This window comes from Bacillus sp. 7_6_55CFAA_CT2 (assembly GCF_000238655.1).
Classification (GTDB): Bacteria; Bacillota; Bacilli; order Bacillales; family Bacillaceae_G; genus Bacillus_A; species Bacillus_A cereus.
In genome coordinates this window covers 462,417-486,389 of sequence record NZ_JH414708.1, presented here as the reverse complement: position 1 = coordinate 486,389, position 23,973 = coordinate 462,417, and the positions used below count along the sequence as shown (strand labels likewise).

Here is a 23,973-nt window from a genome sequence, read left to right as displayed (position 1 = left end):
TTATTGTTATTTCACCGAGATGACATTTTCCCAATTCCATTTCTCATAATACCACGCTGGTACATCTATATTTTCAATCCACTTCTTTTCCTGTTTCCCATCTTTATGAGCAAGCCATACATCCGCTTTCTTACGGTCTGAACGTATCCAAATTAATTGATTACTCTTCTTCATGAAGATCGGGTGGTAATCCCCTTGCCTGTTCTTTTTCTTTGTGATTTGATGCTGTGCATTACTTGTACTATCGACCTCATACAAGATGGTAGTGGCCTTTTTTCTGGTGGAGTTTCTATCCCTGCCTCCTTTGCTCGTGAAACGATAATTACTCTATCGTTCTTCCATACAAAATCCCAATCAACATATCCTTTCGGCGTAAATATGTTCTGCTGAAGTGCTGGCAATTCCTTTACTTTTAAATGCTTATTTTCTAATGCAACTCTTCCGCTCCCTTCAATATAAGCTAATATATTTTTTGATGGTGCCCATTGAAACCATTGTGCGTTTAGTAACATTTGATCTACTTTTTCAAACCGACTGCCATCTGCACGAACTAAGCAAAGCGTATTACTATCAGCTGACCATGAAGCTGTCGGTACTGCTAAAAATGAAATCCACTTTTGATCTGGTGACCACTTAAAGCCACTTGCTACTAGCGCTAGGAAATCATCATGTTCATTTGGCAATGCATACAAATGCTTCATTTTGTGAGGATTCATATGTGCATCTTTTTGCACTTCATATAGCTGAGCCCCTGTCCATCCTGTTGGAAGTAAGTGCGCTTCAGAGGATACAAGAAAGTTCTTTCCATCGGGGTACCATTCATAATCCCCTACACCAGCCGATACATTTTCAAAATCTGCATTCTTTTTTTCTACATCAAATGTATTTAATGTACCTGTAAATATAAATGCAATTATATTTTCTGTTGGTGACCATTGATAATTCGATGCTTCTGAGTGAAACGGCGTAACTTTCTTTCCATCTTTCAGCCGATATAACTCAAGAATATTTTGTTTCTTCCCTTTTACATATGCCAGCCATTCTCCATCATGTGACCACTTTGGCCCTGTTATGTTCTCTCCTTTTGTAAGTTGTTTTTCTTTCCCCTCAACTTTAATCCAAAGGTTATGATGACGAATAAAAGCAACTTTCACACTATTATTTTCTGCGCTAGTAATAGTGATAGAACACAAAAACATAAACAACACTACACTACCACTTACTATTAGCCTTTTCATACCATCACTCCATTTCCCTCATAGCATTCCTCACTTTCTTCCTACAATATGTGAAAAATATCGATTCGACATAATCAGAAAAAATTTCCCAAGAAATTTTCAATTCATAGAGGATTGGTATGAATTATGTCGAAAGTATAGTTTAGCCAACATTTATATTTATAAGTTATAACTAAAATGTAAGATTTTATTTCTGAATATTGGAACTTTTTATCAGGGGGGAGTATCAATGAAAAAAACTACATCTACACTATTAAGCATGGCGCTTGTCTTTTCTAGTTTTGGAGCTTTAAGCGCTCATGCTGAATCACTACAAAAGGAGAAGCAATTTAGTCCACAATTAAAAACAACGATTGAACAGTGGGGAGAACATAAAATTGCTCAAAATGTTGAAACGAAAACAACAAAAGAAATATCAGTAATTGTAGAATTGCAACATGCACCTCTCGCTGCTCAAAGTAATATTCAGCATGCTCCAGATTTACAAAATAGTAATGCTCAGTCTTATCATGCTGAGCTAAAAAAAGCACAAGAAGATACGACTAAGAAAATAAAAGAAAAAGCACCTGGTGCAAAAATTAAAGAAGTGTATAATACGTTATTTTCCGGATTCTCTATTTCAGTTCCTGGAGATCAAATTACCTCTCTTGCCTCTTTACCTGAAGTAAAAGCAGTCTATCCGAACTTAACATATAAATTGCATGAAACATCAAAAAGTACTACTAACGAAGAAGCACCAAATATCGGTGGACCGACAATTGGTGCACCTGAAGCGTGGAATTTAAAAGATCCATCTGGCAAACCGCTTGATGGAAAAGGCATGAAAGTAGCCATTATCCACTCTGGCGTAGACTATACACACCCTGACTTAAAGGCAAATTATATCGGTGGATATGACACGGTTGATGAAGATAGCGATCCAATGGATGGTAACGTACATGGTACTCATGTAGCTGGAATTATTGCGGGTAATGGAAAAATTAAAGGCGTTGCTCCAAACGCTTCTATTCTAGCCTATCGTGTAATGAATGACGGTGGAACTGGTACAACAGATGATATTATCCAAGGGATTGAGCGAGCGATTCAAGATGGTGCGGATGTGTTAAACCTCTCCCTTGGGCAAGATTTAAATGTACCTGATCAGCCTGTAACATTAACGTTAGAACGAGCAGCGAAACTTGGTGTTACTACTGTCGTTTCAAATGGAAATGACGGACCAAAACCTTGGTCTGTTGATGCTCCCGGTAACGCAAGTAGTGTCATTTCTGTTGGAGCATCTACGGTTTCTATCCCGTTTCCAACATTCCAAGTAGCTGGTTCCAGCAAAACATATCAAGGGTTACCGTTATCAACATCCAATTTTCCAATAGGAAATGATTCCCCTCTTGTATATGTTGGTTATGGCAATCCAAGTGATTATGCAAAACAAGATGTGAAAGGGAAATTCGCACTTATTTTACAAGGTACTTCTAGTACATTAGTAAAAGCAGAACAAGCGAAGCAAGCTGGGGCACTTGGTGTGTTATTAATCTCTAACGAAAAAGAAATTAATATGATGCCGGAATATTTTTCACGTGAACATCTGGCTATCCCAGTAATGCAATTATCAAATACAAATGGGGAAGAATTAAAAACTTTAATCACAAAACGAAAGAAAAATATAAAAATTGGACAACCAAAGCAAACAGAACTTATCGGTAACTTTAGTTCAAGAGGACCATCACAAGGAAGTTGGCTAATAAAGCCTGATGTTGTTGCACCTGGAGTACAAATTACTAGTACAGTACCGCGAGGCGGCTATGAATCGCATAACGGAACAAGTATGGCTGCTCCGCAAGTAGCTTGGAGCGGTTGCCCTCTTGCGTCAAATGCATCCGGATTGGACGACAGAACAATTGAAAGCGGCTCTTGCTAACAATGCAAAAACATTACATGATGTCAATGAAAATACATACCCTGTTATGGCACAAGGATCTGGTTTAATTAACATTCCGAAAGCAGCTCAAACAAATGTATTAGTAAAACCTAACAATGTCAGCTTTGGTCTTATTAAGCCAAATAGCGGAAAAGTAAAACTGACGCAAAATGTTACATTACAAAACCTTTCTAGTAAAAAGAAAAGTTTTTCAACTCGTGTGGAATTACTAGATGCCAACACAAAAACAAAAGTAAAAGCTTCTGTCCCTTCATCGATTAGCATACAACCGAATAGTAGTACCGAAAAACCATTTACTATCACGGTAGATAGCTCACTACCACAAGGTGTGTATACTGGAAATGTATATGTAAAAGAACAAGGGGCAAAAGAAGAAATTCGAATTCCATTCACATTTAGTATCGATCCTAAAGATTATAAACGTATCGATGGACTTGAAATTATTAATTCTACTTTTAGCCCAAATGGCGACCACGTACTAGATGATAATCTCATCAACTACTATTTAGTTGCGCCTGTGGATGATGTAACATTACATGCAAATTTAGTTACGAAAGAACGTGTAACGTATCAAGGGATTATCCATCAAGCTAAAAATGCAACTCCTGGATACAAACCTTTCAAATGGAATGGTACAAAAGCAGATGGCACTCCTTTAGCTGACGGGCTATATCAAATCGAAGCAGTTGCTTCTAATTCTGGTGGAGAAACAAAACAAACAGCTGCTGTATTTCTTGATCGAACTGCACCTAAGTTAACACACGAAGTTGACCAAGAAAATCTCGTAATTAGAGGAAAAGTTGATGATATTCTACTAGATTGGATGTCAGAATCTGGTTGGATAGCACCTGGTATTCCAGTGAGAATGCAATATGAAATTAACGGAAATGGTGTATGGGAACAGGCATTCCTGAACCCTTGGGAGAAAAGCTATGACATTTATTTCGATCGCACTCAATTACACGAAGAAAAAAATACTATTCACATTGTAGCAACTGATGCAGCTGGCAATACCTCTAATTTAACTGTTAATTTAGAAGTGAAATAAAGTGAAGCCTTAATCAGTAGAGATTTTGTTCATCCCCACTGATTATTAGCCTTCACCAATCGGGGGTTACGGGCAGTTATTCTCCCACCGAATTTTGAGGTAGGAATTTTACTGCTCATTAACACGGGATAAAAAATTTTTGTTGACAATTTTTTTAATATAGTTTTATAATACAAAACATAGTTTAGTTGAACGAATTATATATCGGCTTTGAAGGAATGCTAGTAGCGACTTATATCACTGTCCCAGAGAACTGATGGTTGGTGCGAATCAGTACATATACAAGCGTGAATTACAATTCTGGAGCTTCTTTCCCGTAATGCTTTTTATGCATGAAGAGAAAGACGGATCTTCCCGTTATCGTAAAGTGAGTGGTAAACAATTAGTTGTTTACAAATAGGGTGGTACCGCGATTTTTATCGTCCCTATCGGATTTTCCGATAGGGACTTTTTTGCATCCATCCTCTTACACAATTTCATATATACGCGTTGAAAGAATCGCAGTAGTATCTTATATCCCTGTTACAGAGAGCTAATGGTCGGTGGAAATTAGCACATATATAAGTATGAATTACAATTCTGGAGCTTCTTTTTCGTAGTGCTTTTATGCATGAAGGAAAAGACGGAATTTTTCCGTTATCATTAATTGAGATGTAAGTATATTTTCACTTACAAATAGGGTGGTACCGCGATTCTTTCGCCCCTATCGGATTTTCCGATAGGGGCTTTTTCTATTTATCACAGAAACATATGTTAAATAATTCCGAATCTTATGATAAAATTTTATAAGCGCTTACAAAAAATGAAAGGGGGTGATACAAGCTATACGAAATCGGTATTCATTTTTATTGAAAAAAAGGAGGATGTCTAAATGACAAAGAAAACAGAAATTCCATCGCATTTAAAACCATTTGTATCCACACAACATTATGATCAATACACACCGGTGAATCACGCTGTGTGGCGTTATATTATGAGACAAAATCATAGCTTCTTAAAAGACGTTGCTCATCCAGCCTATGTGAACGGACTACAATCATCTGGTATTAATATAGATGCAATTCCAAAAGTAGAAGAAATGAATGAGTGTTTGGCACCAAGCGGCTGGGGCGCTGTAACAATTGACGGACTTATTCCTGGCGTAGCATTCTTCGATTTTCAAGGACACGGATTACTACCGATTGCAACAGATATCCGGAAAGTAGAAAATATCGAGTACACACCAGCTCCAGATATCGTACATGAAGCCGCAGGACACGCACCGATTTTACTTGATCCTACATATGCAAAATATGTGAAACGTTTTGGGCAAATTGGTGCAAAAGCTTTCTCTACAAAAGAAGAACATGATGCATTTGAAGCTGTTCGTACATTAACGATAGTAAAAGAAAGCCCTACTTCTACTCCTGATGAAGTTAAGGCTGCTGAAAATGCTGTAATTGAAAAACAAAACTTAGTTTCTGGTTTATCGGAAGCTGAACAAATTTCACGTCTTTTCTGGTGGACAGTAGAATATGGATTGATCGGAAATATAGATGATCCAAAGATATATGGTGCTGGTCTCCTTTCTTCTGTTGGCGAAAGCAAACATTGCTTAACAGACGCTGTAGAAAAGGTTCCATTCTCTATAGAGGCATGTACAAGTACAACTTATGACGTAACAAAAATGCAACCACAACTATTTGTTTGCGAATCATTTGAAGAATTAACAGAAGCACTTGAGAAATTCTCTGAAACGATGGCCTTTAAAACTGGTGGTAAAGAAGGATTAGAAAAAGCAATTCGCTCTGAGAACTATGCAACAGCTGAGCTAAATAGTGGATTACAAATTACAGGTACATTTAGCGAGACAATTGAAAACGATGCAGGTGAATTAATTTACATGCGAACAAATTCGCCAACGGCATTAGCGCTTCATAATAAACAGTTAGCGAATCATTCTACTTCTGTACACAATGACGGATTTGGAACACCGATTGGATTACTTACTGAAAATATTGCATTAGAAAATTGTACAGACGAACAACTACAATCATTAGGAATTACAATTGGAACTATCGCTGAGTTTACTTTTGCAAGTGGTATTCATGTAAAAGGAACAGTAACAGATATTGTGAAAAATGATAAGAAAATTGCTCTTATTTCCTTTATCGATTGCACAGTTACTTATAACGCCCGCGTTTTATTTGATGCTTCATGGGGCGCATTTGATATGGCTGTTGGCTCACAAATCACTTCAGTATTCCCAGGTGCCGCAGATGCTGCAGCATTCTTCCCAATGGATGAAGAAATTCAAGAAATTCCTGCTCCACTTGTGCTGAATGAACTTGAACGTATGTATCAAACAGTTCGAGATATTCGAAGTGAGGGGATTTTACACGACGCGCATATCGATCAATTAGTAGCAATCCAAGAAGTATTAAATAAATTTTATGCGAAAGAATGGTTGCTGCGCCTTGAAGTATTAGAGTTACTTTTAGAGCATAACAAAGGGCATGAAACATCTGCAGCATTACTACATCAACTTTCTACTTTCACAACTGACGAAGCTGTAACACGCCTTATTAACAATGGTCTTGCGTTACTTCCAATAAAGGATGTGAAAAATGATGCTAAGATTAACTGAAGAAGAAGTTCACGAGGAATTATTGAAGGTAGATAAATGGATGGTAAAAGATGAGAAATGGATTGAACGAAAATATATGTTTTCCGACTACTTAAAAGGAGTCGAATTTGTCTCTGAAGCCGCCAAACTATCAGAAGAACATAATCACCATCCATTTATCCTTATCCAGTATAAAGCAGTTATTATTACTTTGTCATCTTGGAATGCAAAAGGTTTAACGAAACTAGATTTTGAGCTTGCAAAACAATTTGATGAACTATTTTTACAAAACGAAAATGCAATTATAAGAAAATAAAAAAGAGAAGCCTTTTTAGGCTTCTCCTTTTATTTGGAAATGGATACAATGTCCAAATGGATCCTCGACTTGTAATATTCCATCTTTGTACGTAGCAATCTTACCAATATTTTTTAAGCTTTCACATACTTGCTCTTTTTGTTTTTCATCCGCTAATACAATTGTGAAATATTTCAAACCAACAGAACCTGGCATTTGCGGTGGTACCCCTTCACCTTGCCATGTATTTAAACCGATATGGTGATGATAGCCACCTGCTGATACGAACAACGCTCCATTACGAGCTGGGATTGTTACTTCAAAACCAAGACCATCAACATAGAAACGTTTCGCTTCCTCTAAATCAGCTACATGGAAATGAATATGCCCCATCACAGTACCAGCTGGAAATCCACTCCATGTACTTCCTTGCTGCAATAATTCTTCACCAGCTAACGGGTTACTAACAAATGGGAGCTCTCCATTCTCATCACGCCAAACTTCTTTTTGTCGATCATGATAAATTTCAATCCCGTTTCCATCTGGATCAGCTAAATAAAGAGCTTCACTAAAGTAATGATCGGCCCCGCCATGTAGTGGATATACCATTTCTACAAGATGACGAAGAACATTCGCTAAATCCTGCCTACTTGGTAATAAAATTGCGTAATGATATAACCCTGTTCTTCCTCTTTGCTTCGGAAAAGCTTCTTTCTTTTCTTCAATGATAAGAAGTGGTTCATCATTTTCATTCCCAAATGTAACGACTGCTTTTTCTTCTTTTAGCACCTTCATACTTAGTACTTCCGTATAAAACTCTAGTGATTTCTTTACATTAGATACGTATAAATGAACAACATCCAGTGTTGTATCGGGATGAAGTTGAAAACTCATCTTGTTAGCCCCCCATTTAAATTAGTTCTTCTTTGACATTTTTTCTTTTAAGAAATTATCTACAAAACCATCAGCTTTTGCAACAAATAAGTATGCACCCATTGCTAATAATGCAAGTTCTAATTCGAAACCAGGATTTTTTCCATCTCCCAATAAACCAGCTGACCATTTCACTTTTACGATTGCTCCAACCATAACAAGTGCAAATAATAATCCAATATATCTTACACCTAAACCTAGAATTAATAATAGGCCTCCAACTAATTCAAATGTTGCTACACCGTATGCAAGTCCTCCTGGTAAACCAATGCTTGTAAACCACCCTGCAATATTGTCAATTCCTGATTGGAATTTTGTTAAACCGTGCATGAAGAATGTTACCCCTAACACGATACGAATAATTAAGTTACCAATATGTTGATTCATTTCTTTCTCTCCTTTATAGTTTTCTTATACAAAACCTTTATTTACATTACAAAACATACACTAATTTTTTTTATTCGTCAATTCATTTTCACTGGGAAAAAATATATTTTTTTTGCTATGATACAAATAGTTGTTTACAAAAAGGAGCTTGATTTTATGAATATTGGTTCTGCAATACGTGAAATTCGTCAACGTAGGGGCATAACAATCGCACAAATTTGTGAGGGAACAGGTCTTTCTAAAGGATTTATGAGTCAGGTTGAAAATAATAAAACATCACCATCTATCTCAACTTTAGAAACGATCTCCAATTTTTTAAACGTTCCCCTTCCCTATTTATTGTTAGAGCAAAAAGATCGATTAAAAATTGTCAAAAAAGAAGAACGGAAATACAGTGTATACGGCAAAGATGAGCAAAGAATTGAACATGTTGCGGAGCAAGGGGGCCTTCGCCTATCTTTAGTAGAAATCCCTACTGGATTCCCGAAAGAAAACTCACCAAATGCCCATGAAGGGGAAGAATGTCACCTTGTATTACGCGGAAAACTAGAAGTTCAGCACGGTGAAGATATTGCAATTGTAGAAGAAGGTGATTCTTTCTCATGGAATGCATGCGTTCCTCATATTGTTCGTAATATAGGAGAAGAAACTGCATTATTACTCATCTCTAGTTATGCAGAAAATCGAAAACGTGTTTACTAAATAATAAAAAAGAAGCCTGCTAAACAGGCTTCTTTTTTATCCCCTTATAATTCCATAACTTGTCCCCACTAGTACAGTCTTTTCGTGTTGATTGCGATAAACTGACTCGATTGAAACTTTTTTATAACCTTCCATTTGCTCAACATTTGTTAAAGTTAATTCACAAGTGATTGTATCTCCTGTGAAAACTGGTCTAATAAACTCACTTACTAATTCTCTTGCTATGTAATGTAATTCTTCGCCTACTTTCGTTCCAATGCTAGCAGTCAATAAACCATGGACCATTAATCTTCCATTTTCATCATATTCCACATGGTGTCTACCTTTATCTCCGGTAATATTTGCAAATTCAAACACCTCTTCCTCAGTAAATCTTCTTTCATATTTAAATACATCCCCAACTTTTATACTCATTTTTATCCCCCTAATAATAAACAGAATTTTCTTTTATTTTATCATAAAACGATCCTCAATCCATTCTCTATTATCAAATCCTCAAAATTACCTCGCTAAACTTTTACTTTTCATTCATTTATCGGTGACCATCTCTTTTCGCGACTTGATATCCATAATACGCACATGTTCCATTTCTCGATAGCTCTCTAACTTCAAATCCACAGCTTCTATAAAAATCAAAATTGTTCGCAGAAGTATGTGCAAACCAGTCACCATGTGGTAGCTTTTGCAAACAAAGAGCGACAAGTTTCTTACCTAATCCCTTCCCTCTATATTCACATTTCACAACTAAATTTACTATGTTCGCGACCATGATTCCATCAGAAATGACTCTAACCATGGCAATCATCTCTTCTTCATCCCAAATTGTGAATGCCCATGTTGAATTTTCAAATGCTATCGTGAATTTTTCAATTTGCCAAGAAGGGATATTATCATTGCTCCAACCGGCATCTTCGAATAAAGTCTTAATTGCATATGCAGGTACACCATTCGTCCCCTCACGAATAATAAGTCCATTATGATAAATGTACATGTAATCCCTCCTTTATTTTTATATACCATTCTTCAAAAAATGCAATTAACCTTTTTTCATCCAACGCGCCTAATGGAATAAACGAGAACATCTATCCCATGAAATGAAGTTGTTTTCTCATAACTAAGCCCCGTTTTTCTAGCAACAAAGATTGAGGCGGGGTGGTCCGGATTAATAAGAGAAATCAATTTATTCATTCGTAACGCTTGGAAGCCATAGTCTCGAAATGCTGCCGCTGCTTCTCTCGCATAGCCTTTTCCCCAATACTGAGGTAATAACCAATAACCAATTTCAATTTCCTCTTTTCCATCTATCTGCTGCTTTACTAATCCTGCATGACCAATCCGTATCCCCGTTTCCTTTTCAATTAATACAAATAAACCGAGGCCGTTTTTATAGCTAGGAATTACCCACTCTTCCAAACTTTTTTTACATTGCATATATGTTTTTAAATTCCCATTTCCAATATAGCGCATTACTTTTTCGTTTCCCCATAGTGAAGCGTAGAACTGTAAATCATCCATTGTATATTTACGAATTTGTAAACGGTCTGTATGAAACATTCCTTCACTCCTTTCTACTAATTTCTTCTTAATTTCACAATCATATTTTGTATGCACAATAAGTGTTACCATTTATTATAAATGAATCAACCACATAACACAGAATATTCAATCTTATAGAAACAAAAAAAGCAGTAGACAAATATTGTCCACTGCATCCATATCATAACTAGCATAAAGAAAACTACAATTGAGGGGGGTGTAGGATTTTCAAATATACTAGATACTTATCCCGTTCTAACGGGCGGTAAACTTTCCAATTGTTTCAAGTGAAAAGTTTACCGCACATAAGAACTTCCTTCGTTCATTAAGATAGTATTGCTAAATAATCATATACACGCTTAGATTTCTCTCCACCCATTCGTGCATGTTGAAGAAGAGAAATACCATGAGGACCAGATGCGCGCAATGCTTCTGGTTGAGCTACTAAAATAGCTTGTACAACTTCTAATTCACCAAGCATAGCTGCTGCAAAAATATCCATCCGAGCACCCTTTTCTAGTAAATAAAGAGCAATATCTTTACGACCTACATGTGCCGATGCGCCTAACGCACTTTCCCAATCTGATCCACCCCAATTATAAGAGGCGTGAAGTAAGCTTGGTGATTCAACCAATAGCTCTTGTACTTTCTCTAAATCCCCGTGAGCTGCCATAACAAATTCTCTTACTAATTCAATGGTAATACGCTCTTCTGTTTGCATCGCTCTTCTCCCCTTTTAGAAATTCGTTTCGGTGTAAAAAAAGGCTTGTCACTTCCCTGAAAAATATCTACATCTATGCCAAATACATGTTGAAACATTTCATGGCATAGTACTTCTTCTGGTATACCATCATACTGAATTTTTCCTCGCTTTAATACAAGTAAACGATCGCTATATTGAGCAGCTTGGTTAATATCATGTAAAACCATTATAATTGTCATTCCAAACTCCTCATTTAATCGTTTCACAAGTTCCATTACTTCCAACTGGTGAACGATATCTAAAAAGGTTGTTGGTTCATCCAATAATAAGACATTTGTACGTTGCGCTAGCGTCATCGCAATCCAAGCACGTTGCCGTTCCCCTCCTGATAAAGAATGTAAAAGACGATATTCATACCCTTCAAGATTTGTAACAGACAATGCCCAATCAACAATTTCTTCATCTTCTTTATTTAAGTGGCTACTCCATGATTTATGTGGACCTCTTCCGAACTCAATTAGTTCTTTCACTGTTAAATCTAATTGATGATCATGCATTTGTGGTAACATTGCTAATTGCTTCGCTACATCAGCACTCTTCATCATATGAATATTTTTCCCATCTAAAATGATGTCCCCTTCGCTTTGTTTCAGTAGCCTTGCTATTAAACGAAGCAAAGTAGATTTTCCCGATCCATTCGGACCAATTAAACTAACGATTTCTCCAGCCTTAATATGTACATTCATATTTTGCATTTGAAATCTTTCAGAGTGTGCGTAAAACACTTTGTTAACGGAAATCACTTTGTTTTCCTCCTCTATGAATTAAATATAAGAAGAACGGACCACCTAAGAAGGACAGTAAAATACCAACAGGCAATTCGATTGGGTCAAACCAACTTCGAGCTATTGCATCCGCAAAAACAAGTAATACCCCGCCGCCAAGGCATGATAAAGGTAGCAAATATCTATAATCATTTCCAACTAATAAACGTAGCATATGTGGTACGACAAGACCGACAAATCCAATAAGACCAGACACACTTACTGCAATTCCAGCTAATAATGTACTTACTACGATTAAATAAAACCGACTTTTTTCCACGTTATGTCCTAATAACTTTGCCATTTCATCTCCAAGCATTAACACTCGAATATGCTTAATACCAAAGAAAGCTAATATAATGGCGAATATTGCATAATAAATAATCATATTTAAATGTGCCCAACTTACACCACCAATACCACCCGCTAGCCACGGTAACACCGATTGTACTTTGTCACTATGTAATAACATTAATGCTGACGTTGCTGCACCAATTAATGCATTGATCGACACCCCTACTAAGATGATTCTTGAAGGTGGTGCCCCTTTTTGCCATGATAAAGCATAAATAACCATCGCTGTTATGAAAGCTCCTAAAAACGCCCCTAGTGGTAAAAAAGCTAGATGCTGTGGGAATAAAATCATGATGACAATTGCTACAAGGCCTGCCCCAGATGAAACTCCGATAATACCAGGATCTGCAAGAGGGTTTCTCATAACTCCTTGTAGCAGTGTACCAGATGCAGCTAAACATGTTCCTACTATAAACCCAATGAGCACTCTCGGTATGCGAAGATCCCATACAATTCGATGAACTGTCGAACCTTCATCTTGTATACCCGTTAGAATATCTCGTACAGAAAAGGATAAACTTCCTGCGAAAAGACCGTAAAAGAGACCTAGGATTGTTAATACAACTAAAGTAACTGCTATTATCCATCTTTTTTTCGCAAAAGGATGTTCCTTTTCTCTTACTACTTCACTACTTTCCATAGTATCATTTCCTTACATCTTGTATACTTTTATACATAAAGTCCATTGCTTCTGTAACTTTTGTACCAGGATTAGATCCAAATAAATCAGGTGGCAAAATAACTACGCGGTTTTGTTTTACTGCCTCTAAATTTTTCCACGCTTCATTTTTCATCATTTCGCCTTCGAATGCTTTTTTCACACTTTTTGGATCTCCGTGTGTAATTAAATAAATCACATCTGGATTCGCCTCAATAATACGTTCTACACTTAGCTGTGCATATTGCGGATATTCTTTCGTTTCTGGAAAATCAGAAGCAATATTTTTTCCGCCTGTTTTTTCTAAAATATCACCTGATAAAGATGTTGGTAATGCCGCTAAATAAGTTCCTGGTGCGCCATACACTAGCAATGCTTTCACATCGCTCTTTTTCTCATATTTCTTCATTTGATCATTCATTTTTTGATTAATTTCTTTTGCTTTATCTTCTTTCTTCATTACCGTTCCATATAATTCAATATTTTTTTGAATATCTTGTACAGAATTCGCAGAAGAAATGATAACTTGCGTTCCTTGTCCTTCAACCGTTGGCACATTCTTTTGGAATCCATTGTTAGCAACAAGTACATCGGGCTTTAAACTAGCAATTTGCTCAAAATTCGGTTGATGTGCATTCCCAATTACTTGTGCTTTCTTTAGCTCATCCGGAAGAGTTAATTTCGTATCCGGGCGACCTACTATTTTTCCACCTAAAGCATGAATAATATCCATGTCCCCCATACTTAATGTTGCAAAACTTTCTGGCACTTTATCGAATGTTACCTTTCTTCCTGATAGGTCGGTAATTTCGATTTTCTCTTTTCCTTTTTCTGTTTTGGTTGCAGACGCTTTTTCGTCCCCTTTGGCACTGCAACCTATTAACAAGAAAAAAATAGATAAAATCGCTGTAAATAGCGTAATAGATTTTTTCATTCCTTCACCTCTAATTGATAATGATAATCATTAACTACTATTCTACTTTAATTGATAAGGATTATCATTGTCAACACGAAAGGCATATATTTTCCTACAAAAAAACAAAAAGCGCGACAAAAAGATTTTTTCTTTTCGCTGCGCTCTAGTTAACAATATTATTCACATTCATTTTCCTCTAGCTGGTCACGCATCACTTTCACACGCTGAAAGAAAAAGAACGATAAGCTTAAAAATATAACGATGCTCCCCATCATAACAAAAAATTGGATTGTCTCTTTTGCTCCACTCGGAATCAATAAGCCAACCATTAACAATGTACTTACAGCGAGAAGCATTTGTCCAAACCGAGTATAATCTTCTATTTTTCCTTTTAATTCTTTCATTATATTCTCACTCCTCCATTTCACTGTATCATATTCTATGAAACTGAAAGACCAGTAAATACAGCCATTCTGGGAGATGTTTTCCAATAAAAAAAGAGCCGCTTTTACTGCGGCTCTTTTTTTATCATTATTCACCTTTATATGCTTCCATATAAATTTCTTTCAGCTCTGAAATAAGCGGTAACTTTGGATTAGCAGTTGTACATTGATCTTCAAAAGCTCTTTCTGCTAATACTCCAACAACCTCTTCAAATTGCTCTTTATCGACCCCTTGTCCCGCAATACTCATATTAATATTTAAGCTTTTTCCAAGCTCAATAATTGCTCGGACGAGTGATTCCACCCCTTCTGCTGCCGAACTTGCTGGAAGCCCGAGCATTCTCGCTATATGTGCATATCTTTCATCTGCCACAAAGTGCTCATATTTTGGGAACAATGCGTGTTTTCTTGGCTTAATAGCATTATAGCGGACTACGTGCGGCATTAGAATGGCATTTGCGCGTCCGTGCGGAATATGGAATTCTGGTCCAATCTTATGTGCTAAGCTGTGATTAATACCGAGGAAAGCATTTGCAAATGCCATCCCTGCAATTGCAGAAGCGTTATGCATTTTTTCTCTTGCTTCTTCATCATTTCCATCTTTATATGCTCTCGGTAAATATTTGAATACGAGATCAATAGCTTTTAATGCTAATCCATCTGTATAGTCATTTGCCATAACAGACACATACGCCTCAATTGCATGTGTCAAAACATCCATACCAGTATCTGCTGTTACATGTGGTGGTACTGTCATTACAAATTGTGGATCAACAATTGCTACATCTGGTGTTAATTCATAATCTGCGAGCGGATACTTTATATTATTTTTCTTATCTGTAATAACCGCAAATGGTGTCACTTCTGATCCCGTTCCTGATGTCGTTGGAATCGCAACAAACTGCGCCTTATTTCCTAATTCCGGATATTTACATGTACGTTTTCTTATATCTAAAAATTTCTGTTTAATGCCATAGAATGTCGTTTCTGGATGCTCATAGAATAACCACATTCCTTTTGCTGCATCCATAGCTGAACCACCACCAAGTGCGATAATTACATCTGGCTTAAAGCTTTTCATCATTTCCGCACCTTTAAAAACAGTTTCATCTGATGGATCTGGTTCGACCTCAAAGAAAACTTCAACTTTCACATCATTTGCATGCTTGTTTAAATAGTGCGCGACTGTATCGACATAGCCATGTTCAACCATTCCGGGGTCCGTTACAATAAATGCACGTGAAATGTTAGGCATATTTGCTAAATAAGCTGTAGCATGTTTTTCAAAATAAATTTTTGGTGGCAGTTTGAACCACTGCATATTCTTTTTTCTATTTGCCAGCCTTTTTATATTTAATAAATGAGTCGCTGTTACATTTTGGGAAACTGAATTCTTTCCGTATGAACCACAACCAAGTGTAAGTGATGGAATAAATCCATTATATATATCCCCTATTCCACCTTGTGATGAAGGTGCATTTACAATGAGACGGCAAGCTTTCATACGTAACCCAAATTGCTTTTGCACATCTTTATTTGTAGAATGGATAACTGCTGAATGTCCTAAACCACCGAGGTTCAACATTTCTTCGCAATATGTAAATCCTTCTTCTAATGAATTTGCCTTCACACAAGCTAATACTGGACTCAGTTTCTCACGGGATAACGGATATGCTGCTCCGATACCTTGAATTTCAGCTACAAGCATTTTTGTATGTCCAGGAACAGTGATCCCAACTAAATCGGCAATATACTGTGCTGATTTCCCTACAATATCACTATTTACTGCACATGTATTTTCATTTATAACGAGCTTTTCTAATTTTTTTCTTTCTTCTTCTGTTACAAAGTAACAACTGTTTTCAATCATTTCTGTTTTAACATCATCATAAATTTCTTTATCGACAATGATTGCTTGTTCCGATGCACAAATCATACCGTTATCAAATGTTTTTGATAAAATTAAATCATTAACAGCTCGTTTTACATGTGCTGATTTTTCTATATAACACGGTACATTACCAGGACCAACGCCTAACGCTGGTTTTCCAGTAGAGTAAGCTGATTTCACCATACCAGCGCCTCCAGTTGCTAGAACGAGTGCTACACCATCATGGTTCATCAATTGTTTCGTCGCTTCAACAGACGGTCTTTCAATCCATTGAATACAGTGTTTTGGTGCACCAGCTTTCATCGCTGCATCATATACGGTTTTCGCTGCTGCCACAGAACATTTTTGTGCGGAAGGATGAAATGCGAAAATAATTGGATTTCTTGTTTTTATCGCAATTAACGCTTTAAACATTGTTGTCGACGTTGGATTCGTTACTGGTGTTACTCCAGCTACTACACCGACAGGTTCCGCGATTTCTATTATTTCTTCATGAGGATCTTCGTGAATAATCCCTACCGTTTTATCTTGCTTTATACTATGCCAAATATATTCAGTGGCAAAAATATTTTTAATGCATTTGTCTTCATATACACCACGGCCAGTTTCTTCAACTGCCAATTTTGCTAGCGGCATATGTTGATCAACACCTGCTAATGCCATTTCATGAACAATGTTGTCAATTTCCTCTTGTGTAAAACTTTCTAATGCTTGTAAAGCTTGTTGACCATTATTTACTAGCGTATCAATCATCTTTTTTACTTCCTGCATTTCATTTACAACTTTCTCTTTGACTACCATGTGAATTTCCTCCTATTCTACTATTACGGTCCTTATATGTCCCTGTAGGTCAAAATAAGTCCCAATTAACACAAAAAAATAGAGATGCTTTCCTACATGAATTTCATTGTTTGTGAAAAGTTTCACAAGTTTGTTCGTGAGTAACGTTTCCTGAATTCAATATACATGAAATCATTTCGTTTGTGTATGTCTATTTTGTGAAATTCTTCACAAAATAGACGTAATAAAAAAACGCACTGCTAATATAGAGCAGTGCATTTTTTATTATGCTAGCGCTTGTGCTAAATCTTCAATTAAATCTTCACCATCTTCAATACCGACAGAAATACGAATTAATGTATCTGTAATTCCTAATTCTTTGCGGCGATCAGCTGGGATTGATGCATGTGTCATTTGAGATGGAATAGAAATTAAACTTTCTACCGCTCCTAAGCTTTCAGCAAGTGTAAAGTATTGTAGTTTCTCAAGTACTTTATTTAATGTTTCTTCACTATCTACATCAAATGAGATAATAGCACCAAACCCGTTTGCTTGTTCTGTTGCTAATTCGTGATTTTGATGTGATTCAAGACCTGGGTAATATACTTTATTTACTTTTGGATGATTATTTAAGAACTCAGCAATAGCACGTGAATTCGTTTCATGTTCTTCCATACGAATTCCTAATGTTTTTAAACCGCGAAGTAGTAAGAAGCTATCTTGTGGCCCAAGAATACCTCCTGTTGAGTTTTGTACAAAGTGAAGATCTTCTGCTAGTTGTGGGCTATTTACAACTACTAAACCTGCAACTACATCACTATGACCTCCTAAATATTTCGTTGCACTATGAAGCACAATATCTGCTCCTAAAGAAATCGGCGACTGCCAATATGGCGTCATGAATGTGTTATCAATAATTGTTAATAGATCTTTCTCTTTAGCAAGAGTAGATATTTTCTTAATATCAGTAATTTTTAGTAGTGGGTTCGTTGGTGTTTCCACATAAATTGCTTTCGTATTTGGACGAATCGCTTCTTCAACTTCCTCTAAGTTTGTTGTATCTACAAATGTATGCTCAATACCGAAACGGTTTAATACTTTCGTAATAACGCGGTATGTTCCGCCATAAACATCATCTGTTAAAATAACGTGGTCACCTTTTGAGAACAACATAATTGTCGCTGTAATAGCAGCCATTCCTGAACCAAATGCAAATCCAGCATGCCCATTTTCTAATACAGCAATCATTTCTTCTAAAGCTGCACGTGTTGGGTTACCTGTACGTGAATATTCATATCCTTGATGCTTACCAACTGCTTCTTGTTTGTACGTACTTGTTTGATAAATCGGTACGTTTACAGATCCAGTTGAAGGTTCTCCTATGCGAATACCATGAATTAACTTTGTCTTTGCTCTCATTTTTTATTCCCATCCTTTGTATATGTCTTTACTTAAATAGCGCTCACTGCTATCAGGAAAAATCGTTACAATATTTGTACCTGGTGCTGCCTTCTCGGCCTCCAGTAAGCTCGCATGAAATGCTGCTCCTGAAGAGCTCCCAACGAGAAGTCCTTCTTTTTGCGCTAATTCTTTCACTCGTAAAAATGCATTTCGATCAGAAATCGTATGAATTTCATCAAAATAAGATGTCTTCAAAAATGGCGGGATAAATTCCAGTCCAATTCCTTCGGTCTCATGTGAACCAGCCTTACCACCATTTAAAATAGATCCTTCTGGCTCTACGATAACTGTTTTAATATCTATATTTTTTTCTTTCAAATAAGATGCAGTCCCCATAAACGTACCGCCAGTTCCTGCTCCAGCAACAAATATGTTAATCTCTCCATTCAATGCGTCCCACAGTTCAGGTCCTAGTGTTTTAAAATATGCACGAGGATTTGCCTCATTTGCGAACTGACTTGGAGAGTATGAATTCGGTAGTTCATTTACTAACTCTTTTGCTTTAGCAATTGCACCGGTCATTCCTTGCTCAGTCGGTGTATGCACGACCGTTGCACCTAGTGCTTTCATTAATTCTTGTTTTTCAATACTAAATTTCTCTGGTACACAAACAATAACACGTAAATCATGTTCTAATGCTGCAAGTGCCAGTCCAATACCAGTATTCCCAGCAGTCGGTTCAATAATTGTTCCACCCTGGGTCACAAGCCCTTTTTCTAGCGCATCTTCGATTAATTCTCTTCCTAAACGATCCTTAACGCTTCCGCCTGGGTTATAAAATTCAAGCTTTGCAAATAAACGGACTCCTTTCGGAAGTGAAAAACGAGTAATTTCTACAATTGGTGTATGACCAATTAACTCATGAACTCCACGATATACATTCATCGTGTTCTCCCCCTTGTTTGCCAATAAAGAAAAGGCAACTGTATGTATTTTCTTTATATGAGACAGTTGCCTTTTTGTTACATTACTTTAACTCTTCTAACACTTTTACGATAAAGTTTGTAGAATGAAGAGCTGCTTGATCTAAAAACTGATCAAATGAAACATTTGATTCTTTACCAGCAATATCAGAAAGTGCGCGAATGATAACAAACGGAATTTCATATTGGTGGCATACTTGTGCAACAGCTGCTGCTTCCATTTCTACCGCATAAAGATTTTCAAATTTATCACGGATGGCTGCAACGCGGTTCGGATCACTCATAAATGAATCACCTGTTGCAATCATACCTTTTACAACTTGAATATTTTCTTCAGCCTGCATACATTTCTCAGCTAATGCAACTAACGCCTCATCAGCTTTAAATCCAGGCGGCATTCCTGGTACTTGACCATATTCATAGTTAAATGCTGTTACATCTACGTCATGGTGACGAACTTCAGTGGAAATAACTACATCACCAACGTTTAGAGAATGATGGAATCCACCAGCTGAACCAGTATTAATTACTTTTTCAGGCTTATATTTTTCTAATAAAATTGTCGTTGACATCGCTGCGTTTACTTTACCAATACCAGACTTTAACAAGATTACTTCATGCCCTGCTAATAGCCCTTTCGTAAATTCACAACCTGCAACCGTTTCTGTCTCTGCTTGTTCTAATTTGTCACGTAAAATACGTACTTCTTCTTCCATTGCTCCAATTACAGCAATTCTCAATCTAATCCCTCTTTCTATTGCTTAGTTGCCTCCATTACCCAAACGAAATGATTTAATCTCGTGAACGTTACATGGAAGCCATTGTTTTCAAAAATAGTCTGCATAACTGGAATACGTGTATAGTATTCCGTTTGCAAATCGTTTGCTAACTGTTGGAAACCTCTTTGTTTTGCTGTTTCAACAGTTTTATCATATGCATCTTGATCTGCAAATATCGTATCAGCAAACACTATTTTACCACCTTTGTTTAGCAATTGACTATACTTCGCAATCGCTACATTTTTTTCATCATCTGTTAAATGATGAAATGCATAGGTGCTTACAATGGTATCAATTGAATTTGGAACTTCAAACGAAAGAAAATCACCGTCTGTAATTGAAAATTCTTTTGGCAATTTCTCTTTTGCAATCATGCGCATTTCACGCGACGGTTCTATACCGTAAACTGTGCGGCCAGCAAGTAATAATTTATTTGTTAAATTACCTGTACCGACACCAAATTCTAATACATTACCAAATGACTTGTTAACTACATCCTCTAGAATGTCCTCATAATGGGCGAAAACTTCTTTATATTGTATATCTTCGCCTTGTACAAATGAGTCGTACGTATGAGCCCACTCATCAAATAAACCATTAAATTCTGTACCCATAAAAATTCCCCTTTTTCTTATCGGTTTTATCAGTATGATATTCCCTCTTTCTAAAAATGTCAATTGAAATGTACATGGTATTTCCTTCTTTTCTTTGTTACACTATAGTTGATTACATAGGAGAGGGGCCGTCTTCATGTCATTTACCTTTGAAATGTTAGAAGATAAAGTAGAGTTTTTTGAAGCGGGAGACTTAGCTTCTTTAGAACGAAAAATTAGTGAACAAATTGATAATAATAAAGCACTTATGCTTGAAGTTCATCACATCTCACATCAAATGGTTATGGATCCTGAAAGCAAAAAACCGTATTATAGCGCGGTTGTTCATTTTAAATTAAAGAAATTGCGTTAACAAAAAAGAGAAGCTCCTAAGGAGCCTCTCTTTTTTAGTTTAGAGTTTGAACAAGTACTGGTTTCCAGCCCTCATTGTCTACCCAATCAATATTTACATAATATCTTTTCCCACTTTGCTTATCTTGAACATCACCATAAGCTTTGCTCTTTCCAGTTTTGTCTCTTCCAACAAAATGGAATACTAATTGCTCTTTCGGTACTTCAACACCTGCAGCAATTGCACTTTGCATCTCATTCCAATCTGATGAACCCTGTTTAAACGTCATCGCTGGTGATGAACCTTGTTCTGTTCCTACAGCTTTCCAAGAAGGTTTTGTATACGCCTCTTTTGCCTTAGATACAGTTTTCTCAGCTGATACTTTCTCGTTAGCTTTCGCTTCTTCTTCAGCTTTTTTCTGTTCTTCTTCAGCCTTTAGCTTCTCTTCTTCAGCTTTTTTCTTAGCTTCTGCTTGCTCTTGTTCTTTTTCTTTTTCTTAGCAGATTCTTTATCTTCTGATTTTCCAGTTTTCTCATTCTTTGTTGTTTGTTGAGAGACTTTCTTATCAGTAGAAGATGCTTGCTCTTTCGTACTAGGAACGAACAATTGATATGCTACAATAGCTACTAATAGTAATACAATAGCGATTGCAATATTTAAAACACCGTTTTGACGACGTTTTTGTTGTTTCTGTTGGAATCTTGATCCTCCTGCCATTCTCCAAACCTCCATGCAGTTTTTCCTAATTGCTATTGTAACATTAAATCTAGAAAGGTTGAACATTTACAATGATATTTTCATGAAATGAAGACATTTCACTATAAATTGCAAGATTACTTTTCATTCTCCAATTGATAGATTGCTCCCACCATATCTTTAAAAATAGGTGTAACTTTATTCACTTTGCTATCAGTCTCTAGATCAACAACAACTAAAGCATATCTTGGATTCTCATACGGAAAATAACCTGCAAACCAGCGATTCACCCTCGTCCCTTTCCCTGTTTGCGCTGTCCCGGATTTTCCAGCGACACTTAGTGGCAACGAACGGAATGCCGTTCCTGTTCCTTTCTCCCTTGTTACAACGCCTCTTAATAACTCTTGTAATGTTTTCACTGTTTCATACGAAAGCTGTTTTCCATTTAACGTATGGCTCTCAAATGTAAAAAAATCCGCTCCATTTTTATATACTATTTTTTCAACTGCTTTCACTTCCATCTTTTCTCCATTCCTCGCAATCGTCGCCATCATATTTGCAATTGCTAGAGGTGATATACGTACATCTTTCTGTCCAATTGCTGTTTGTTCTACCGCTTTTTTACTATTTTTATTTTCTTCATTCCCCCAAATAGTAGTACCCTTTTCTTCTGGCATTTGCTCAAAATGAGGTGTATGAAATACAGAACCTTTCCATCCAACCTTTTCATTTGTTCCTAAAGCTGCTACGTATGTTTCTAGCACCGTCTTATCCTTTTGTAATAGCTCGTTACCTAACTCGGAAAATGTCCTGTTACAACTCCTAGCAAAGCTCTCTTTAAAGTTAAGTGTACCCATCCTAACTTGCGGGTCGTTTTCACCATATAAATCTTTATTACAGTTAAATGTCCGATTAAACAAATTTACTTTTTGATCAATGACTGCAGCTGCAACTACTGTTTTAAAAACAGAGCCTGGAAAATGTGGCGTTAACATTTGATTTTCAAGTGTAGTTTTATATAAATTCTCATCCCTTACTTGTAAAGACGGCTTACTAGCCATCGCTAATATTTCATTTGTCTTTACATCTAGTAATACTAGTCCCCCCTTCTTTATTTCGTTCGCTTCAATCACTTCTTCTGCTTTTTGCTGCAACTCTTTATGTAAAGTAGTTTGAATCCTAACTGGATAAAATGGATTTCCTGGTGAAGTGTATTTCGCTTGCTTTCCGAAAATTGGTTCTCCTTGCCGATCTACTTGATATAATACTTTTGCCTCTCCATCAGTCAATAGAAATTCATCAAATGATTGCTGTAATCCTGAAATACCTATCGGCGTTTGTTTTGAGATTCTTTTCAATTCTCCATATCGCTTTTGAAACTCCCTTTCGTTCTCCCCTACATCACCAATTAAATGATTTATCTCTCCAGTTTGTTTTAATCGCACTTCAGCTGCTACAATACCTAATACATGTAATTCATTTACCTTCTCCATCTGTTCTCGTGTCACTCGAAATGGAGCAGTTTCTCCTTGTAGTGTAAATGCATTTTTATTATTTTTCATTTGTCTTCTAATCTCTTGTCTCGACACACCAATGATATGCGCGATTTTCTCTAACATGTCATTTTTTATTTGTAAAAATGGAAAAATAATTAAAACAGGATATTTTTCCTCACCTATTTTTTTACCATTACGATCTATAAACTGCCCACGTCCATCGTCTACTGTAATGGATTGTGTACGTTGCGTAACACTTTTTTCAATTAAATTTATTTTGCGATCAGTAAATGATTCTGTATCTATAATTTGAATTTGGATTAAACGACAAAGCAATACAAACATAACGCACATAAAACAAATTAAAACAATTGTAATTCTCCGTTTTATTTTCATAAAAAACACCTCGTCTATTGTAGTTTAG

General features: G+C 36.5%; 20 protein-coding genes, 3 pseudogenes and 2 other annotated features. Of the genes and pseudogenes, 5 read left to right on the top strand and 18 right to left on the bottom strand.

The features are described from left to right. Positions 1-6: 6 nt before the first annotated feature. Positions 7-1,238 (bottom strand): annotated as a pseudogene (locus HMPREF1014_RS02630) (TolB family protein). A gap of 229 nt (positions 1,239-1,467) precedes the next feature. Here HMPREF1014_RS02630 and HMPREF1014_RS02625 point away from each other — a divergent pair. The 3 genes and pseudogenes from HMPREF1014_RS02625 (at position 1,468) to HMPREF1014_RS02615 (ending at position 7,143) form a co-directional block, all read left to right on the top strand. Next, positions 1,468-4,222: pseudogene (locus HMPREF1014_RS02625) on the top strand (S8 family serine peptidase). Positions 4,223-4,423: 201 nt separating this feature from the next. Then, positions 4,424-4,652 (top strand) — a binding site (T-box leader). A 50-nt stretch (positions 4,653-4,702) separates the two neighbouring features. Then, positions 4,703-4,930: a binding site (T-box leader), on the top strand. Between the two features lie 163 nt (positions 4,931-5,093). Then, positions 5,094-6,848, top strand: coding sequence for an aromatic amino acid hydroxylase (locus HMPREF1014_RS02620; RefSeq protein WP_000163199.1), 1,755 nt, complete (start codon positions 5,094-5,096; stop codon positions 6,846-6,848). Further along, positions 6,829-7,143, top strand: a complete 315-nt coding sequence (locus HMPREF1014_RS02615; protein ID WP_000979538.1) for a 4a-hydroxytetrahydrobiopterin dehydratase — start codon at positions 6,829-6,831, stop codon at positions 7,141-7,143. Before HMPREF1014_RS02620 ends, HMPREF1014_RS02615 begins: the two co-directional genes overlap by 20 nt. 15 nt (positions 7,144-7,158) lie before the next feature. On the opposite strand, the gene HMPREF1014_RS02610 is transcribed toward HMPREF1014_RS02615, so the two are convergent. Together HMPREF1014_RS02610 and HMPREF1014_RS02605 are read right to left on the bottom strand one after the other, a co-directional pair. After that, a complete protein-coding gene (locus tag HMPREF1014_RS02610; RefSeq protein ID WP_000009844.1) occupies positions 7,159-8,016 on the bottom strand; it encodes a VOC family protein in 858 nt (285 codons plus the stop codon). Between the two features lie 21 nt (positions 8,017-8,037). After that, positions 8,038-8,442: a DoxX family protein gene (locus HMPREF1014_RS02605; protein ID WP_001071553.1), complete on the bottom strand. Its 405-nt coding sequence runs from the start codon at positions 8,440-8,442 to the stop codon at positions 8,038-8,040. Positions 8,443-8,598: 156 nt separating this feature from the next. Between HMPREF1014_RS02605 and HMPREF1014_RS02600 the strand changes: the two genes are divergently transcribed. Then, positions 8,599-9,144, top strand: coding sequence for a helix-turn-helix domain-containing protein (locus tag HMPREF1014_RS02600; protein ID WP_001020693.1), 546 nt, complete (start codon positions 8,599-8,601; stop codon positions 9,142-9,144). Positions 9,145-9,180: 36 nt separating this feature from the next. Here HMPREF1014_RS02600 and HMPREF1014_RS02595 read toward each other — a convergent pair whose 3' ends face one another. The 13 genes from HMPREF1014_RS02595 to HMPREF1014_RS02535 all read right to left on the bottom strand — a co-directional run bounded on the left by HMPREF1014_RS02595 (position 9,181) and on the right by HMPREF1014_RS02535 (position 21,026). Continuing rightward, positions 9,181-9,558 (bottom strand): hotdog family protein, encoded by a 378-nt coding sequence (locus HMPREF1014_RS02595; RefSeq protein ID WP_000025015.1) that lies wholly within the window; start codon positions 9,556-9,558, stop codon positions 9,181-9,183. Between the two features lie 118 nt (positions 9,559-9,676). Further along, a complete protein-coding gene (locus HMPREF1014_RS02590) occupies positions 9,677-10,135 on the bottom strand; it encodes a GNAT family N-acetyltransferase (protein ID WP_000276114.1) in 459 nt (152 codons plus the stop codon). Between the two features lie 56 nt (positions 10,136-10,191). After that, a complete protein-coding gene (locus tag HMPREF1014_RS02585) occupies positions 10,192-10,770 on the bottom strand; it encodes a GNAT family N-acetyltransferase (RefSeq protein WP_000258036.1) in 579 nt (192 codons plus the stop codon). Between the two features lie 235 nt (positions 10,771-11,005). Then, on the bottom strand, positions 11,006-11,401 hold the full coding sequence (locus HMPREF1014_RS02580) for an ankyrin repeat domain-containing protein (RefSeq protein WP_001192763.1): 396 nt from the start codon (positions 11,399-11,401) through the stop codon (positions 11,006-11,008). Further along, positions 11,368-12,186, bottom strand: coding sequence for an ABC transporter ATP-binding protein (locus HMPREF1014_RS02575; protein WP_000626525.1), 819 nt, complete (start codon positions 12,184-12,186; stop codon positions 11,368-11,370). Before HMPREF1014_RS02575 ends, HMPREF1014_RS02580 begins: the two co-directional genes overlap by 34 nt. Further along, a complete protein-coding gene (locus tag HMPREF1014_RS02570; RefSeq protein WP_000445961.1) occupies positions 12,173-13,201 on the bottom strand; it encodes a FecCD family ABC transporter permease in 1,029 nt (342 codons plus the stop codon). The genes HMPREF1014_RS02575 and HMPREF1014_RS02570 overlap by 14 nt, the downstream gene beginning before the upstream one ends. Positions 13,202-13,205: 4 nt before the next feature. Beyond that, positions 13,206-14,153 (bottom strand): ABC transporter substrate-binding protein, encoded by a 948-nt coding sequence (locus tag HMPREF1014_RS02565; RefSeq protein WP_000748454.1) that lies wholly within the window; start codon positions 14,151-14,153, stop codon positions 13,206-13,208. A gap of 158 nt (positions 14,154-14,311) precedes the next feature. Further along, positions 14,312-14,539, bottom strand: coding sequence for a YrhC family protein (locus HMPREF1014_RS02560; protein WP_000661265.1), 228 nt, complete (start codon positions 14,537-14,539; stop codon positions 14,312-14,314). 127 nt (positions 14,540-14,666) lie between these two features. Further along, positions 14,667-17,270 carry a bifunctional acetaldehyde-CoA/alcohol dehydrogenase gene (gene adhE / locus HMPREF1014_RS02555; protein WP_000260499.1) on the bottom strand — a complete coding sequence of 868 codons (2,604 nt, stop codon included), beginning with the start codon at positions 17,268-17,270 and terminating at the stop codon, positions 14,667-14,669. Between the two features lie 264 nt (positions 17,271-17,534). After that, complete coding sequence (locus tag HMPREF1014_RS02550; protein ID WP_001201908.1) at positions 17,535-18,668, bottom strand: bifunctional cystathionine gamma-lyase/homocysteine desulfhydrase; 1,134 nt, start codon at positions 18,666-18,668, stop codon at positions 17,535-17,537. A gap of 3 nt (positions 18,669-18,671) precedes the next feature. Continuing rightward, positions 18,672-19,595: an O-acetylserine dependent cystathionine beta-synthase gene (locus HMPREF1014_RS02545; protein WP_001103881.1), complete on the bottom strand. Its 924-nt coding sequence runs from the start codon at positions 19,593-19,595 to the stop codon at positions 18,672-18,674. An 82-nt stretch (positions 19,596-19,677) separates the two neighbouring features. After that, entirely contained in the window at positions 19,678-20,373 is a 696-nt protein-coding gene (gene mtnN / locus HMPREF1014_RS02540; protein WP_001217024.1) for a 5'-methylthioadenosine/S-adenosylhomocysteine nucleosidase, read from the bottom strand. Between the two features lie 14 nt (positions 20,374-20,387). Further along, positions 20,388-21,026 (bottom strand): class I SAM-dependent methyltransferase, encoded by a 639-nt coding sequence (locus tag HMPREF1014_RS02535; RefSeq protein ID WP_000536316.1) that lies wholly within the window; start codon positions 21,024-21,026, stop codon positions 20,388-20,390. Positions 21,027-21,162: 136 nt separating this feature from the next. On the opposite strand from HMPREF1014_RS02535, the gene HMPREF1014_RS02530 reads away from it, so the two are divergent. Further along, the gene (locus HMPREF1014_RS02530; RefSeq protein ID WP_000010982.1) at positions 21,163-21,378 is read left to right on the top strand and encodes a YrzA family protein; all 216 of its coding nucleotides are present in this window, start codon (positions 21,163-21,165) and stop codon (positions 21,376-21,378) included. A gap of 34 nt (positions 21,379-21,412) precedes the next feature. On the opposite strand, the pseudogene HMPREF1014_RS02525 reads toward HMPREF1014_RS02530, so the two are convergent. Both HMPREF1014_RS02525 and HMPREF1014_RS02520 read right to left on the bottom strand, forming a co-directional pair. Continuing rightward, positions 21,413-22,074 (bottom strand): annotated as a pseudogene (locus tag HMPREF1014_RS02525) (YrrS family protein). Between the two features lie 116 nt (positions 22,075-22,190). Then, positions 22,191-23,945 (bottom strand): peptidoglycan D,D-transpeptidase FtsI family protein, encoded by a 1,755-nt coding sequence (locus HMPREF1014_RS02520; protein ID WP_000695141.1) that lies wholly within the window; start codon positions 23,943-23,945, stop codon positions 22,191-22,193. Positions 23,946-23,973: the final 28 nt, after the last annotated feature.